This is a genomic window from Acidobacteriota bacterium (assembly GCA_012729555.1).
Lineage (GTDB): Bacteria > Acidobacteriota > UBA6911 > UBA6911 > UBA6911 > UBA6911.
Genome location: JAAYCX010000075.1, coordinates 1 through 14206, shown reverse-complemented (window position 1 = coordinate 14206; position 14206 = coordinate 1). Strand labels below are relative to the sequence as shown.

General features: G+C 68.9%; 13 protein-coding genes. 10 read left to right on the top strand and 3 right to left on the bottom strand.

Annotated features, from left to right (window positions below; genetic code table 11):
- The first annotated feature begins 2 nt into the window (after positions 1-2).
- From lptC to ptsP, 10 genes are all read left to right on the top strand, one after another.
- Positions 3-902 carry an LPS export ABC transporter periplasmic protein LptC gene (gene lptC / locus GXY47_13155; GenBank protein NLV32091.1) on the top strand — a complete coding sequence of 300 codons (900 nt, stop codon included), beginning with the start codon at positions 3-5 and terminating at the stop codon, positions 900-902.
- A gap of 80 nt (positions 903-982) precedes the next feature.
- On the top strand, positions 983-2377 hold the full coding sequence (locus GXY47_13150; protein ID NLV32090.1) for a hypothetical protein: 1395 nt from the start codon (positions 983-985) through the stop codon (positions 2375-2377).
- A gap of 51 nt (positions 2378-2428) precedes the next feature.
- A complete protein-coding gene (gene lptB / locus GXY47_13145; GenBank protein ID NLV32089.1) occupies positions 2429-3148 on the top strand; it encodes an LPS export ABC transporter ATP-binding protein in 720 nt (239 codons plus the stop codon).
- Positions 3149-3154: 6 nt separating this feature from the next.
- Positions 3155-4597, top strand: a complete 1443-nt coding sequence (gene rpoN, locus GXY47_13140) for an RNA polymerase factor sigma-54 (GenBank protein ID NLV32088.1) — start codon at positions 3155-3157, stop codon at positions 4595-4597.
- 79 nt (positions 4598-4676) lie between these two features.
- A complete protein-coding gene (gene raiA, locus GXY47_13135) occupies positions 4677-5219 on the top strand; it encodes a ribosome-associated translation inhibitor RaiA (GenBank protein ID NLV32087.1) in 543 nt (180 codons plus the stop codon).
- Positions 5220-5274: 55 nt separating this feature from the next.
- Positions 5275-6213, top strand: a complete 939-nt coding sequence (gene hprK, locus GXY47_13130) for an HPr(Ser) kinase/phosphatase (GenBank protein ID NLV32086.1) — start codon at positions 5275-5277, stop codon at positions 6211-6213.
- 50 nt (positions 6214-6263) lie between these two features.
- Positions 6264-7127 (top strand): RNase adapter RapZ, encoded by an 864-nt coding sequence (gene rapZ / locus GXY47_13125; protein ID NLV32085.1) that lies wholly within the window; start codon positions 6264-6266, stop codon positions 7125-7127.
- Position 7128: 1 nt separating this feature from the next.
- Positions 7129-7527, top strand: coding sequence for a PTS sugar transporter subunit IIA (locus GXY47_13120; GenBank protein NLV32084.1), 399 nt, complete (start codon positions 7129-7131; stop codon positions 7525-7527).
- Complete coding sequence (locus tag GXY47_13115) at positions 7524-7799, top strand: HPr family phosphocarrier protein (GenBank protein NLV32083.1); 276 nt, start codon at positions 7524-7526, stop codon at positions 7797-7799. Before GXY47_13120 ends, GXY47_13115 begins: the two co-directional genes overlap by 4 nt.
- On the top strand, positions 7799-9583 hold the full coding sequence (gene ptsP / locus GXY47_13110; GenBank protein NLV32082.1) for a phosphoenolpyruvate--protein phosphotransferase: 1785 nt from the start codon (positions 7799-7801) through the stop codon (positions 9581-9583). Before GXY47_13115 ends, ptsP begins: the two co-directional genes overlap by 1 nt.
- A 48-nt stretch (positions 9584-9631) precedes the next feature.
- Here the strand turns inward: ptsP and GXY47_13105 are convergent, their stop codons facing one another.
- From GXY47_13105 to GXY47_13095, 3 genes are read right to left on the bottom strand one after another with little or no spacing between them, the layout of a single operon-like run.
- Positions 9632-11230, bottom strand: a complete 1599-nt coding sequence (locus GXY47_13105; GenBank protein ID NLV32081.1) for a phosphoglycerate dehydrogenase — start codon at positions 11228-11230, stop codon at positions 9632-9634.
- A gap of 49 nt (positions 11231-11279) precedes the next feature.
- On the bottom strand, positions 11280-13409 hold the full coding sequence (locus GXY47_13100) for a molybdopterin-dependent oxidoreductase (GenBank protein NLV32080.1): 2130 nt from the start codon (positions 13407-13409) through the stop codon (positions 11280-11282).
- The gene (locus GXY47_13095; protein NLV32079.1) at positions 13406-13876 is read right to left on the bottom strand and encodes a (2Fe-2S)-binding protein; all 471 of its coding nucleotides are present in this window, start codon (positions 13874-13876) and stop codon (positions 13406-13408) included. The genes GXY47_13100 and GXY47_13095 overlap by 4 nt, the downstream gene beginning before the upstream one ends.
- Positions 13877-14206: the final 330 nt, after the last annotated feature.

Genomic DNA, 14206 nt, shown 5'->3' with positions numbered 1-14206 from the left:
CCATGAACCCCCGTCTCCTTCTCCACCTGCGCCGGCTGCTGACCGGCATCATCCTGGCCGTGGCCCTGGCCCTGGCCTGGAACGCGGCCCACTCCTGGATCGCGAAGATGCGCAGGGCGGGCGACCTCCCCGGAAAGCTCGGCTCCGAACTCCGGCGGGCGGCCGAAGGGATCGAGTACTCCGAGAACCGGGACGGGGCGGCGCGCCTGCGCATCCGCGCGGAGCGCCTCCTGGAGACGCGCGCCGGGGTCCACCTCCTCGAAGGAATCGAGGCGGGGGACTTCGACGCCGCGGGGGCCGCGCGGCACTCCATCCGGAGCCGGCAGGCACGCTACGACGCGAAGGGGGGGACGATCGATTTCTCCGGGGAGGTGCGCCTCCGCCTCGGAAAGGGACTGCGGCTCGAGACCCGCTCGCTCCACTACGACATCGCGGGTGAAACCGCCTCCACCCCGGACCGGATCGAAATCGAATCGGGGGAGGCGGCCGGGAGCGCCCTGGGGGCGCGCTACGACCGCGCCCGGGAGACGATCGAGCTCCTCGAGGAGGTCCGGCTGAGGGTGGGTGCGGGGGGCGAAAGCTTCCGGGCCTCCGCGGACCGGGCGACGGTGGCGCCCGGCGGGGACCGGATCACGTTCGAAGGGGGCGGAGAGATCGCCTCGGAGCGCTCGGGCGTGATCCGGGGGGAGCGGATCGTGCTGGCCCTCGGGCCCGGAAGGCGGGTGGAGGCGCTCGCCGCCGAAGGGGGGGCTTCCGCCCTCCTGGCCGACGGGCAGGGGGTGCGGGAACTCGAGGGGGGACGGATCGAGTTCGGCGTCGCGGGGGGGGAGAGGCTCGAGCGGGTGCGGGTCACCGGGGGGGGGGACTGCGCTGGAGTTCGGCCGGGCGGCAGGAGCGGCTGAGGGGCGGGGAGATCGACCTCGACCTCGACCCGGCCGGCGCCCCGCGTGAAATGAGGGCGCGCGGGGAGGTACGCTTCCTCATGGCATCCGGGGGGGGGGAGGGTACGGAGGTTTCGGGCGGGAGCGTCCGGGCCGTGTTCGGGGCGGGCGCCGCGCTCGAACGGGTCGAGGTCGACGGCTCGGGCCTCCTCTCCTTCTCCGGATCCCCGGGGGAGCGCCACACCCTCGAGGCGCGGAGGGTGCGGCTCGACTTCGCCGGCGCCCCGGCCGCGCCGCGGCGTCTGCGGGCGGAAGGGTCTGTCCGCTGGGGCCTCCACCCGGCGGCCGGGGGGGGAACGGAGCGGAGGCTCGAGTCCGAGCGGCTGGAGATCGAGTTCGCCGGCGACGGGGGGCGCCCGCTCACCGCCGAGGCCGGGGGCGGCGTGCGGGTTTCGGAGCTGGAGCCGGGGTCGGCGCTCGAGCGCACCCTCTCCTCCGCGCGGATGCGCTTCACCTTCTTCCCCGGGAGCGGCCGTCCGCGCGGGGTGGAGGCCGAGGGGGGGGTCCGCACCCTTTTCGAAACCGCCGCGGCGGAGGGGGGCGGGCGGGATCGGCTGGAGACCGCGAGCGAGCGGATGAGCGTGCGCTTCGCGGAGCGGGACGGGGAGAGCGTCGTCGAGCACGCCGCGCAGGAGGGGGATTTCTCCTACCGCGACGCCGCCTACTCCGCCTCCGCCGAGCGATGCGACTACGAGGCCGCCACGGACACCCTGACCCTCCTGGGCGGGGTGAGGGTGGTCGAGGCCTCTGCCGTCACGACCGGCGCGCGCGCCACCTACGGGCGGGCGGAAAAGGTGCTGCGCTTCACCGGCGGGGTCCGGTCGGTCCTTTCCGGCGGCGCGGGGGAACTGCTCGGGGGCCTGGGCCGCTCTCCCGTGGTCATCACCGCCCCGGGGCTCGAGCTCCGGGGCGCGGAGGGGGGGGAGCCCGGGGCCGTCCGCTACGAGGGGGGGGTGCGGGTGCTGGGGGAGAGCCAGCAGCTCGAGGCCCGGACGCTCGAGATCGCGGCCGGGAAGGGGACGCTCCAGGCTTCGGGCGGGGTGCTGCACCGGATCTTCCCCGGCCCGCAAGGGAAGGGGGCCTCCCTCCGGGGGGCCGTCATCCATAGCGAGGGGGTGGGCTATCGGCGGCACCTCGTCACCTACTCGGGGGGGGTGCGGCTCGAGTCGGAGGACGTCCGGCTCGAGGCGCGCGAGATCGACGTGTGGATCGACCCGGAGAAAAGCGACATCCGGCGCGCCGAGGCGCGGGGGGAGGTGCGGATCGGGCACCTGGGGAGAGAGGGGCGGGGGGATTCGGCCGAGTGGCTCCCGGCCCAGGGACGCTTCGTCATCGTCGGCCGCCCGGCCGTCATCGACGACCCGGAGCGGGGGCGCTCGCTCGCGCGTCGATTGACATACTTCCAGGCCGATGATAGGATTCTGCTCGGGGAGTGATGGATCTGATCTAAGTATTGTTATTTCAAATATTTAAATTGGGCAAAGTGCATGCTGCAGGCGACCGGATTGACCAAGTCCTACCGGGGCAGGCGAGTGGTCGACGACGTGAGTCTCGGGCTCGCCCCGGGGGAGATCGTCGGGCTCCTGGGCCCGAACGGGGCGGGCAAGACCACGACCTTCCACATGATGGTGGGACTGGCCTCCCCCGACGGGGGCCGCGTCCTGCTCGAGGGGGAGGACATCACGCGGCTCCCCATGTACCGGCGCGCGCGCGCCGGGATCAGCTACCTGCCGCAGGAGGCTTCCGTCTTCCGCAAGCTGACGGTGGGGGAGAACATCCTCTGCATCGCCGAGACCCTCCCCCTCACCCCCGCCGGGCGGGAGGAGCGCGTGGTCGCGCTCCTCGAGGAATTCGGCATCGATCACCTGCGCCACCAGGGGGCCCACACCCTTTCGGGGGGGGAGCGGCGGCGGCTGGAGATCGCGCGCGCCCTGGTCCTGACCCCCCGCTTCATCCTCCTCGACGAGCCCTTCGCCGGGATCGATCCCCTGGCCGTGGTGGACATCCAGCGCATCGTGGGCGCGCTCAGCCGCCAGGGGATCGGGATCCTCATCACCGACCATAATGTCCGGGAGACTTTGAATATCACCGACCGTGCCTATATAATAAACAACGGAAAGATCTTACGAGAAGGATCTCCCGACGCGCTGACGCGTGACGATGAGGTGAGAAGAGTGTACCTCGGCGAGAATTTCAGGCTGGCTTAGGCGCCTATGAACCGGAGACATTTTCTGAGGCAGAGTCTGGATCTTCGTCTCACGCAGAGACTGGCCCTTACCCCCTCTCTTTTGCAGAAGATCGAGCTGCTGCAGCTGAACAAGCTGGAGCTCCAGGAGATGCTCAACCAGGAACTGATGCAGAACCCGGTCCTCGAGGAGGCGGCGGAACCGCCGCCCGACACCGGGATGGACACGGGACCCGAGGAGACGCCCCCGGCCGAAAGCGCGCCCGCAGGGGAGCGCGACTCCTTCGAGGAGATCGATTTCCGCTATTTCTTCGACGAGTACCTCGACACCGGGTACCGCAGCCGCGAGGCGGAGGACCCGGACAAGCCGGGGTTCGAGGCCTTCCTCACCCGCGCCCCCTCGCTCTCGGACCACCTCGAGTGGCAGCTGGGGCTCACCGACGTCCCCGCGCGCCTGGCGGAGATCGCGCGCCACATCATCGGCAACCTGAACGAGGACGGCTACCTCCTGATCGGGCTCGAGGAACTGGCCGCCACGGCCGGGGCGACGGAGGAGGAGGCCGAGGCGGCGCTCCGGGTGGTGCAGGCGATGGACCCGATCGGCGTCGCCGCCCGGGACCTGCGCGAATGCCTGCTCCTGCAGCTCGGGAGCCTCGGGCTGATGGACACGCTCGAGCGCCGGATGGTGGAGGAGTGTTTGCCGCTCCTCGAAAACCGCCGCTACAAGGAGATCGCCGCGCATACCGGGGCCTCCTTCGAGGAGGTGCTCGAGGCGGTGGAGGGGATCCGGCGGCTGATCCCGCGCCCGGGGCAGAAGTACAACGCGGCCGCCCCCAGCTACGTGGAACCCGAGGTGACGATCGTCAAGGTGGACGATGAGTTCCTCGTGCTCCCCAACGACGACGGGATGCCGCAGCTCCGGCTGAGCCCCTCCTACCGCGACCTGCTCAAGAGCAACGGGGTCAACGGGGAGACCCGGGCCTTCCTGAAGGAGAAGTTCCGCTCCGCCGTGGACCTGCTCCGCAGCGTCAGCCAGCGCAAGCAGACGATCTACCGCGTCAGCGTGGCCATCGTCAACCGGCAGCGCGAGTTCCTGGAGCACGGGATGAGCCGCCTGCGCCCGATGCTGATCAAGGACGTGGCGGAAGAGCTGGGGGTGCACAGCTCCACCATCAGCCGCGTGGTCACCAACAAGTACGTGGACACCCCCCAGGGGGTGATGGAATTGAGAAAGTTCTTCACCATGGGGGTGGAAAACCCCGCGGGGGAGGACCTCTCGATCGTGCAGGTCAAACTCAAAATCAAATCGATCATAGAGGGGGAAAGCAAGAGCAAGCCCTATTCGGACAACCAGATCGGGCAGATGCTGCGCCGGGACAACATCTTCATCACCCGGCGCACGGTGGCCAAATACCGGGAGCAGATGCAGATCGCCGGGTCGCGCGAGCGCAGGCTCGAGTACCTGGTCTGACCGGCCCCGGTCTGACGGCCCCGGGCCGTCTAGGGTATGGGAATCCTGGAAGAAACATTCAGCCTGGAAGGGGAATACCATGAAGGTGGAAATCACCGGCAGACGAATACTGATTACGCCCGCGCTCCGCGCGTATGTCCTGAAGAAGCTGCGCAAGTTCACCAAGGTATTCGGGGAGGATATCCAGTTCCACGTCGTCGTCGACGTGGAGAAGAACCGGCAGAAGGCCGAAATCCTGCTGAAGACGAAGATGCTGAGCCTCGCCGGCAAGGGGCAGTCCGATGACATGTACAACTCGATCATGGAGGCGATCGAGAAGCTCGAACGCCAGGCGCTCAAGCACAAGGGGAAGCTGATCGAGGGGAAGCGCCAGCGGGCGAAGGCGAAATCGGTGGCCACCAAGCTCGGGATCGGGGAGCCCACCAGCCGCTCCCTGGCGCCCAAGAGCGCCGTCGTGCGCGAGGAGACGGTGCAGAAAAAGCCGATGACGGTCGAGGAGGCCGCGCTGGAACTCGCCGGCTCCGACTACGGCTTCGTCGCCTTCCGGAATGCCGATTCCGGGGAGGTCAACATCCTGTACCGGCGCAAGGACGGGTCGATGCGCCTCGTCCACACCCGCTAGACCGAAAGCGGGGGGCGGAGCCGGGGTCGCGCCCGGCGCGCCCCCCGGGACAGCCATGAACGATTCCACCACGTCCGGCCTCCCGGGCTCCGGGGTCACGGTCGGCGAACTGCTGAGCGACCCCGCCCTGGAGCTCAACCTCGAGCTCCTGCAGGGGCACGAGGGGATCTCCAACCGGATCCGCTCCCCGCGCCCGCAGAAGCTGGGGATGGCCCTGGTCGGCAGCTCGGGCGGGGTGCACCCCGACCGGGTGCAGGTCATCGGCGGCACCGAGGCGGGCTACCTCGCCTCGCTCGACGACGAGGACCGGGGCCGGGCGATCGAGCGGCTCAGGAAATACGACATCTGCTGCATCGTGGTCACCCAGGGGGTGGAGATCCCGGCCGGCCTGCTCGAGCTCGCGGCCGGGCGGCGGATCCCCGTCATCCGGAGCGGGGCCCCGGGCGACGGCTCCATCGAAAAGATCGCGCGCTACCTCGAGCGGCGCCTGGCCCCGCGGATCACGGTCCACGGGGGGCTGCTCGAGATCTTCGGCCTGGGCGTCGTCATCCTCGGCCCCTCCGGCATCGGCAAGAGCGAGTGCGCGCTGGAGCTGGTGCTCAAGGGGCACCGCCTGATCGCCGACGACTACCTCGAGATCACCCGGCAGGGGGCGCAGGCGCTCTCGGGGGAGGGGGGGAAGGCGCTGCCGCACCACATGGAGCTGCGGGGCTTGGGCATCATCGACATCCGGGAGATGTTCGGCATCTCCGCGACCGGCACCTCCCAGGCGATCGACTTCATCGTGCGCCTGGAGCGCTGGCGCTCCGACGCCGAGTACGACCGGCTGGGGCTGGAGCGCTCGAGCGTGGAGTGGCTCGGGGTGAGCGTCCCGGTGATCGACCTCCCGGTGGCCCCCGGGCGCAACGTCGCCACCCTGGTGGAGGTGGCCGCCCGCATCTACCTGCTGCAGCAGCGGGGGCACAAGACCAACCTGCTGCAGCACGATTCCTGACCGTCTGGTACAATGCGGGCACTGAATCCCGGCGGGGAGAGAGGGGGCGCATGGCACTCGAGGACCTGGTCATCGTCACGGGCATGAGCGGGAGCGGGAAGGGGACGGTCCTCAAGACCTTCGAGGACCTGGGCTTCTTCTGCGTCGACAACCTCCCGGTGCCGCTGATGCGGAAATTCCTGGAGGTGTTCAACGTCTCGGGCGGCGTCTTCAAGCGCGCGGCCCTCGTCATCGACATCCGCGCCGGGGAGGGGCTGTCCGACCTCGTGCGCATGCTGGCCGAACTGCGCCAGTCCTCCTTCCGCCTCTTCGTCCTCTACCTCGAGGCGCGGGACGAGGTCGTGGTGCGGCGCTTCAGCGAGACACGCCGGCCGCACCCGCTGATCGGCGGGGGATCGATCCGGGACGCGATCCGCAGGGAGCGGCGGCGGCTCGGGAAGCTGAAGGAGCTGGCCGACGTGACGATCGACACCTCCGACCTGACCGTGCACAAGGTCAAGGCGATCGTGGCGCAGAAGTTCCGCGGCCGCTCCGCGGGCTCGGGCCTGAAGGTGGTGGTGATGAGCTTCGGCTACAAGCACGGCATCCCGCTCGAGGCCGACCTGGTCTTCGACGCCCGGTTCCTCCCCAACCCCTTTTTCGTTCCGCGCCTGCGGGGGTCGACCGGGCGGGACCGGAGGGTGAAGACCTTCCTCCGCTCCTTCCCCGAGACCGGGGAGTTCGTCGGGAGGGTGGGGGACCTGCTGCGGTACCTCCTCCCCCATTACCAGCGGGAGGGGAAGAGCCAGGTTACCGTCGCCGTGGGGTGCACGGGGGGGCGGCACCGCTCCGTCTTCATCGCCGAGGAGCTCGGAAAGGTGCTGAAGGGGCCGAAGCGCAGCCTGCAGGTGCTGCACAGGGACGAAGGGAGCTGACATGATCGGGGCGCTGGTGGTGACACACGGGCAGCTGGGGCAGGAACTGGTGGCGGCCGCGGAGATGATCGTGGGGGAGATCGCCCACATCCGCGCGATCTCGATCGGCTGGCACGACGACGTCAACGAGGCGCAGAAGGACATCGAGCGCCGCATCGCCGAGCTGGACGGGGGGAAGGGGGTGCTGGTGTTGACCGACATGTTCGGCGGCACCCCCAGCAACATCGCCTTCGCGCTCCACGAACCGGGGAAGATCGACATCGTGACCGGGGTCAACCTCCCGATGATCATCAAGATCGTCAGCCAGAAGGAGGCGGACTCGCTGGAATCGCTCGCCCGCACCGTGCGCGACCAGGGGCGCAGGAGCATCGCCACCGCCGGCGATTTCCTCGACGCATGATCCGCCGCACGATGGAGGTGTCCAACCGGCTGGGGCTGCACGCGCGCGCGGCGGCCAAGCTGGTGCGCCTGGCCTCGCGCTTCGAGAGCGAGGTGCACCTCGCGCGCGAGGGGGCCGACCAGCGGATCGATTCCAAGAGCATCCTGGGGGTGCTGATGCTGGCCGCCTCCCGGGGGACCCGCCTGGTGGTGAGCGTCGAGGGGGAGGACGAGGCGGAGGCGGAGCGCGCGATCCGCCGCCTTTTCGAGAGCGGGTTCGGGGAGGAGGCGTGATGGCGCCGAAGCCTGAAATCATCCTCCGGGGGCACGGCGTGTCGCCGGGCGTCGTCTGGGGGCGGGCGCTCAAGATCGACAGCCACAACCGCGTGATCCCGAAGGTGGAGGTGGCGGACCCGGAGGCGGAGATCGCCCGGTTCCTCGCGGCGGTCGAGCTGTCGAAGATCCAGCTGCAGGGGCTCAAGGGGCGGCTCGAGGAGAAGGTGGGGGTCGAGCACGGCGTCATCCTCGACGCCCACTTCCTGATCCTGGACGACCGGGTGCTGCACGAGGAGATCATCGCCGCCATCCGCGGGGAGCGGGCGAACGCCGAGTGGGCCGTCACCGAGGCGACCGACCGGCTGATTGCGGCCTACGAGTCGCTCGAAGACGAATACTTCCGCGAGCGGCACAGCGACATCGAGCACGTGGCCGAGCGGATGCTCGTGAACCTCTCGGGCGACCGCTCCTTCAGCCTGGAGCGGCTGCCGGAGGACGTCATCCTGGTCGCGCGCGACTTCAACCCCTCGAACTTCGCCACCATGGACCTCGGGCGGGTGCGGGGGCTGGTGCTCGAGTCGGGGGGGCGCACCTCCCACACCGCCATCCTCAGCCGCGGGCTGCGGCTCCCCGCCGTCATGGGGCTCCGCGACGTCCTCTCCTCGGTGGCGACGGGCGACCTGCTCCTCGTCAACGGCGACGGGGGTCAGGTGATCGTCCATCCCGCGCCCGGGCACCTCGAGAACGCCCGGCACCAGAAGGAAGCGCTCGCGGCCGCGGCCGAATCCCCGGGCCCCGAGGGGACGGCGGCGGCGACGGCCGACGGGGTGGCGCTCTCGCTCAGGGCCAACACGGAACTCCCGCACGAGCTGACGGCCGCCGTGGCCTGCGGCGCCGAGGGGATCGGGCTCTACCGCTCCGAATTCCTCTACTTCGCCCACCCGAACGGCTTCCCCTGCATGGAGGAGCAGCGGTCGGTCTACGCGACCCTGGCGCTCGCCATGAGCCCCCACCCCGTGGCCATCCGCACCCTGGACGCCGGGGCGGAGCGGCTGCCGGAGGGGGAGGAGCGGCTGACCAACCCGAGCATGGGGCTGCGGGGGATCCGGTTGAGCCTCGAGCACCGGGACGTTTTCCGCGAGCAGGTCGAGGCGATCCTGCGGGCCGCGGGGGAGGGGAACATCGAGATGGTGCTCCCGATGGTATCCACCGTGGAGGAGATCTGGCAGGCCCGGGACCTCGTCGCCCGGGTCCGGGCGGAGCTCGAGGACTCGGGTTTTTCGCCCGTCCCGGTGCCGCTCGGGGTGATGATCGAGGTCCCGGCGGCGGTGCTGGTGCTCGAGAACCTGGCGCGGGAGGCCGATTTCCTCTGCGTCGGGACCAACGACCTGATCCAGTACGTGATGGCGGCCGACCGGGGGAACCCGGCGGTGGCCTACCTTTGCCAGCCGTTGCACCCCTCGGTGCTCTCGTGCCTCGGGCGCATCGCCGAGGTCGCCGGGCGGATGCAGAAGCCGGTGCGGATCTGCGGCGAAATCTCCTCGAACCCCTTCTTCGCCGTCCTCCTGGTGGGGATGGGGTTCCGGCAGCTGAGCATGACGCCCCTGGCCATCCCCGCCATCCGCCGCGCCCTCGGGGAGGTCCCGCTCGAGGACGCCCGCCGGGTGGCCGAACGCGCCCTGACCCTGGCCACCGCCGCCCAGGTGTACGAGTACCTGGTCCCCGAGGTCTCCCACCTGATCCCGACCGACCTGTCCACCTACGAAAAGGAGATCCGCCCGACCAACGGCAGGCATGAATAGACTCCGGTTCCCGGGGCCGCAGCCCCGGGAACCGGCCGTGATGCGGGCTTACAGGTGGATCATCGTGGCCTTGAGGACCCCTTCGGTGGCGACCAGCTCCCTGAGCACGGCGTCGCTCACCTCGCCGTCGACGCTCACGAACGAAACCGCCTTCTCCCCCTTGCGGCTCCACTGCATGGCGGCGATGTTGATGCCGTGGCCGCCCAGCAGGGTGCCGATCCGCCCGATGGTGCCGGGCATGTCGATGTTCTGGATGGCGATCACGTAGGGCGTCGGCTCGAAGTCGAGCTGGTAGCCGAAGAAGTCGACGATCCGCAGCTCCTCGCGGGCGAAGACGGTGCCCGAGATCTCGCGCGTGCAGCTCCTCGAGTGGAAGCGGACGGTGATCAGGTTGGTGTACTTGTCGAGGTGGGTGCTGCGGCTCTCGACCAGCTCGATCCCCATCCCCGTGGCGATCAGCTCGGCGTTGACGTAGTTGACCGTCTCCTTGACGACCGGGTCGAGGAGCCCCTTGAGCACCGACAGCGACAGCACCTTCGTCTCCTTGTCGGCCAGGTCCCCCGAGTAGACGATCTCCACCTTCTCCACGGTCTCCTTCTCCACCTGGTAGTAGATCCTCCCCAGCATCTCCGCCAGGGTCAGGTAGGGCCGAAGCTGCTCGAGGTCGCCGCTCTTGAGCGGGGGCATGTTGACGGCGGCCACCATCTTCCCCTGGAGGGCGTCACCGACCAGCTTCGTGATGGCGGTCCCCACGTTGTAGTTGGCCTCCTCGGTCGAGGCGCCCAGGTGCGGCGTGACGATCACGTTGTCCAGTTCCAGGAGCGGGTTCTGGTACGTCTGCTCCTCGGGGGGCTTGTCGTACCCCGGCTCCGGGTCGAGCACGTCGATGCCGGCCCCCGCCACGTGCCCGCTCCGGAGGGCGGCGACCAGGGCCGCCTCGTTGATCAGCCCGCCGCGGGCGGCGTTGACGACGTAAACCCCCTTCTTGCACAGGGCCAGTTCCCGCTCCCCCACCATGCCGATCGTCTCGGCCGTCTTCGGGGTGTGGATCGTGACCAGGTCGGCGCGCCGGAGCAGGTCGTCGAGGTCGGCGCACTTCTCCACCCCGACCCGGGCGAACTTGTCGTCGGTGATGTAGGGGTCGTAGGCGATCGCCTTCATGTTGTGCCCGATCAGCTTGCGCGCCACGATCGACCCGATCCGCCCCAGCCCGATGATGCCCACGGTCTTGCCGTCCAGCTCCCGGCCGATGTACTTGTTGCGGCGGAAGTCGCGCGCGCGGCAGGCGGCGCTGGCCCGGGTCAGGTTGCGGAAGAGGGCGCAGGCCATGGCGATGGCGAGCTCGCCGGCGGCCATGGTGTTGCTCTCGGGGGTGTTGACGACGATGATGCCCCTCTCGGTGCAGGCGTCGACGTCGATGTTGTCGATGCCGTTGCCCGCGCGCCCGGCCACCCGGAGCCGCGTCCCGCGCTCGATCAGCTCCCGGTTCACCTTCGTGACGCTCCGGACGATGATGGCGTCGTACTGGTCTATGATGTCGAGCAGTTCCTGGCGGGAGATACCGTAGCGGACGTCGAGGTCGAAGCCCTCCGCGCGGAGGTACTGCAGCCCCTCCTCTGCGATTCTCTCGGTGACGATGATCTTCATGAATGTGCCTTTCCGTGAAAATGCCCGGCCGCGGTGCGCGGCCGGGGTCCTATTTGGCTGTCTTGGGGTTTTCGGCCGCCGCCCGGACGCGCTGGGGCGTCATCGGCATGTGGAACGCCCTCACCCCGGTCGCGTCGAACAGGGCGTTGGCGATCGCTCCCCCCACCGGGACGACGGCCGGCTCCCCGCCCCCCTGCGGGTCGAGCGCGTCGTTTTTTACCAGGAACGCGTCGATCTTCGGGAGCATGGAAAACCGGGGGATCCGGTACTGGTGGAAATTGGTGGTGAGGATCTTCCCCCCCTCGAATTCGATATCCTCCGTCAGGGTGTAGCCGAGGCCCATGGTGATGCACCCCTCCATCTGCATGACGGACCCCTTCGGGTTGACCGACACCCCCATTTCCTGGGCGGCGGTGACGCGCCGCACCGCGATCCGCCCGCCGTCGACGGCGACCTCGGCGATCTCGGCCACGTAGCTGCCGGCGTCGATGCCGCACGCCATCCCGATCCCGCGCCGCGACGGGGCGGGGGCGGGGGAGTAGCCGAAGCGCTTCGCCGCCTCCTCGAGCACGCGCCGCATGCGCGCGTCGGAGGTGTTTTGGAGCCGGAACTCGAGCGGGTCCGCCCGGAGGTGGGCGGCCATGATGTCGACCTGGCTCTCGCGGGCGAACACGTTGATGTTGGCGCCCGGGGCGCGCCAGGTGCCGGTGTTGAACGGGTGGGTGCCCGGCATCCCCATCCACCCCCCGTAGACCCGCATCAGGTTGTGGGGGACGTCGTAGAACTGCTCGGCGCTCCGGTTCCCGGCGTAGTAGACCTCGTAGTCCCAGAGGCAGATCTTTCCGGCGGAGTCGACGCCCGAGCGGATTTTCACGATGGCGGCGGGGCGGAAAGCGTCGTAGAAGAACTCCTCCCTGCGGTCGAAGGCCACCATCACCGGTCTCCCGGTCACGACGGCCAGGCGGGCGGCCTCGTGCGCCTCGTTGGTGATGCTCTTCCCCCCGAAGGCCCCGCCGAGGTGGGGGGGGATGACGCGCACCTTCTCCGGCGCCATCTTGAGCTGCGAGGCGATCTGGGGCTGGGCCATGAAGGGGGTCTGGGTGGAGAGCCAGACGGTGAGGGTGTCCCCCTCCATCCGGGCCAGGGCGGTGTGCGGCTCCATCGGGGCGTGCGCCCCGTACCCGTTGTAGTACGCATGCTCGAAGATCTGGACCGCCGCCTTCTCCCCCTCGGCGAGGTCCCCCCGCCGCTCCTGGGGCTGGGGCTTGGGCGCCTTCTCGAGCAGATAGGTGAAAATACTGTTATGATCAACATCTACAGAAGGAACATCATATTCAGCTTTAACTTTTGAGCGGGCCAGCCGGGCCGTTTCGGGGTCCTCAGCCAGGAGGGCGACGAGCCCCTCCTCCCTTACCAGGCGCACCCCGGGGACCTTCTCGGCCTCCGAGGTGTCGATCGTTTTGAGGGTCGCGCCGTGGGCCGGGGGGCGCAGCACGGCGGCGTAGAGCATTCCGGGAAAGCGCAGGTCGCCGGTGTATTTCGCCGCCCCCGTGACCTTGGCGCGCCCGTCGAGGCGCTCGACCGGCTGGCCGATCACCCTGAACTCGGCCGGGGTATGGAGCGCCGGCTTGCGCGCGGCCTTGCGCGCGATCTTCTGTCCCCGCGCGAGCTCGCCGTAGGCCACCCGTTTGCCCGAACCCGCCACCTCGCCGTTCTCCGCCTTCAACCCGGTGACGGGGAGGGAGAGGCGCTCGGAACCGAGCTCTAGCAGGATTTCGCGCGCCTCGGCCGCGGCCGAGCGGAGGGCGGCGCCGTAGACCCGGACCGACATCGACCCGAAGGTCCCCATGTCCCAGGGGCAGAGGGCGGTGTCGCCCATGACCATGTCGATCGAGTCGACGGAGACGGCGAGTTCCTCGGCCGCCATCTGGGCCAGGGCGGTGGTGTTGGCCTGCCCCATCTCGACCTTGCCCGAAAAGACGGTGACGCGCCCGTCCTCCCCGATCCGGAGGTAGGCGTTCCAGTCCGACTCCCCGGCGGGGGGGCCGAAGCCCGGCATCTTCCCCTTGGGCGCCTGGGCGTGTCCCTGGGCGGTGAAAAAGACCACGATGCCGCTTCCCACGAATTTCGCGAAGTCGCGGCGGGAGTAGCGGGGCGCGTATGGATTCTCCTTCATCATCCCCTCCTTTCGCGGCCGACGCTCTCGATCGCCTCCACGATGCGCTTGTGCGCCCCGCAGCGGCAGAGGTTGTTTTCCATCCCGGCGAGGATCTCCCCGCGCGTCATCTTCGGGTTCTTTTCGAGCAGGGCCGCGGCGTTCATGAGCATCCCCGGGGTGCAGAAGCCGCACTGGACCGCCCCGTGCTCGATAAACGCCTGCTGGAGCGGGTGGAGCTTCTCCCCGTCGGCCAGCCCCTCGATGGTGGTCACCGTCTTCCCGGCCACGCTCTTGACGTCGGCCATGCAGGAGCGCACCGCCTCCTTGTCGACCAGGACGGTGCAGGCCCCGCAGATGCCCGTCCCGCACCCGTACTTGGTCCCGGTCAGCCCGAGTTCGGTCCGGAGCACCCAGAGGAGCTTCCGGTCCCCCTCGACCTCGACCGCCGTCTTTTTTCCGTTCAGCGTAAAACGTATGGTCTCCTTCATCGTTTCCCCCCCGTCTGGCTGATGGAATAAGTCTTTTATTCTATCAAAACCCGGCCCCCGGCGCTCGAAAAAGAAGCCCCCGATTTCGCTGCCCCCTCCCGCCTCCCTGTACTAAGATAGCGCCGCTGAACCCCCGCGCTCCGGCGCCCAGGAAAGAAAAGTGTGAACCCGAAAAGGTGAGCAACCCTAACCCGAAAAATTCATGAAGAGATAAAACAAAAAGCCCCTTCGTGCGTATAACTACTTGAGACCAATCAAGTTGCATACCACAAAAGAGGCTTTTTGATGACTCAATCTACCACACAGCCTGTACTTTTCGGAACACATTTT

Coding starts and splice junctions, on each gene's coding strand:
- lptC (NLV32091.1), top strand. CDS start 3: ATGAACCCCCGTCTCCTTCTCCACCTGCGCCGGCTGCTGACCGGCATC.
- GXY47_13150 (NLV32090.1), top strand. CDS start 983: ATGGCATCCGGGGGGGGGGAGGGTACGGAGGTTTCGGGCGGGAGCGTC.
- lptB (NLV32089.1), top strand. CDS start 2,429: ATGCTGCAGGCGACCGGATTGACCAAGTCCTACCGGGGCAGGCGAGTG.
- rpoN (NLV32088.1), top strand. CDS start 3,155: ATGAACCGGAGACATTTTCTGAGGCAGAGTCTGGATCTTCGTCTCACG.
- raiA (NLV32087.1), top strand. CDS start 4,677: ATGAAGGTGGAAATCACCGGCAGACGAATACTGATTACGCCCGCGCTC.
- hprK (NLV32086.1), top strand. CDS start 5,275: ATGAACGATTCCACCACGTCCGGCCTCCCGGGCTCCGGGGTCACGGTC.
- rapZ (NLV32085.1), top strand. CDS start 6,264: ATGGCACTCGAGGACCTGGTCATCGTCACGGGCATGAGCGGGAGCGGG.
- GXY47_13120 (NLV32084.1), top strand. CDS start 7,129: ATGATCGGGGCGCTGGTGGTGACACACGGGCAGCTGGGGCAGGAACTG.
- GXY47_13115 (NLV32083.1), top strand. CDS start 7,524: ATGATCCGCCGCACGATGGAGGTGTCCAACCGGCTGGGGCTGCACGCG.
- ptsP (NLV32082.1), top strand. CDS start 7,799: ATGGCGCCGAAGCCTGAAATCATCCTCCGGGGGCACGGCGTGTCGCCG.
- GXY47_13105 (NLV32081.1), bottom strand. CDS start 11,230: ATGAAGATCATCGTCACCGAGAGAATCGCAGAGGAGGGGCTGCAGTAC.
- GXY47_13100 (NLV32080.1), bottom strand. CDS start 13,409: ATGATGAAGGAGAATCCATACGCGCCCCGCTACTCCCGCCGCGACTTC.
- GXY47_13095 (NLV32079.1), bottom strand. CDS start 13,876: ATGAAGGAGACCATACGTTTTACGCTGAACGGAAAAAAGACGGCGGTC.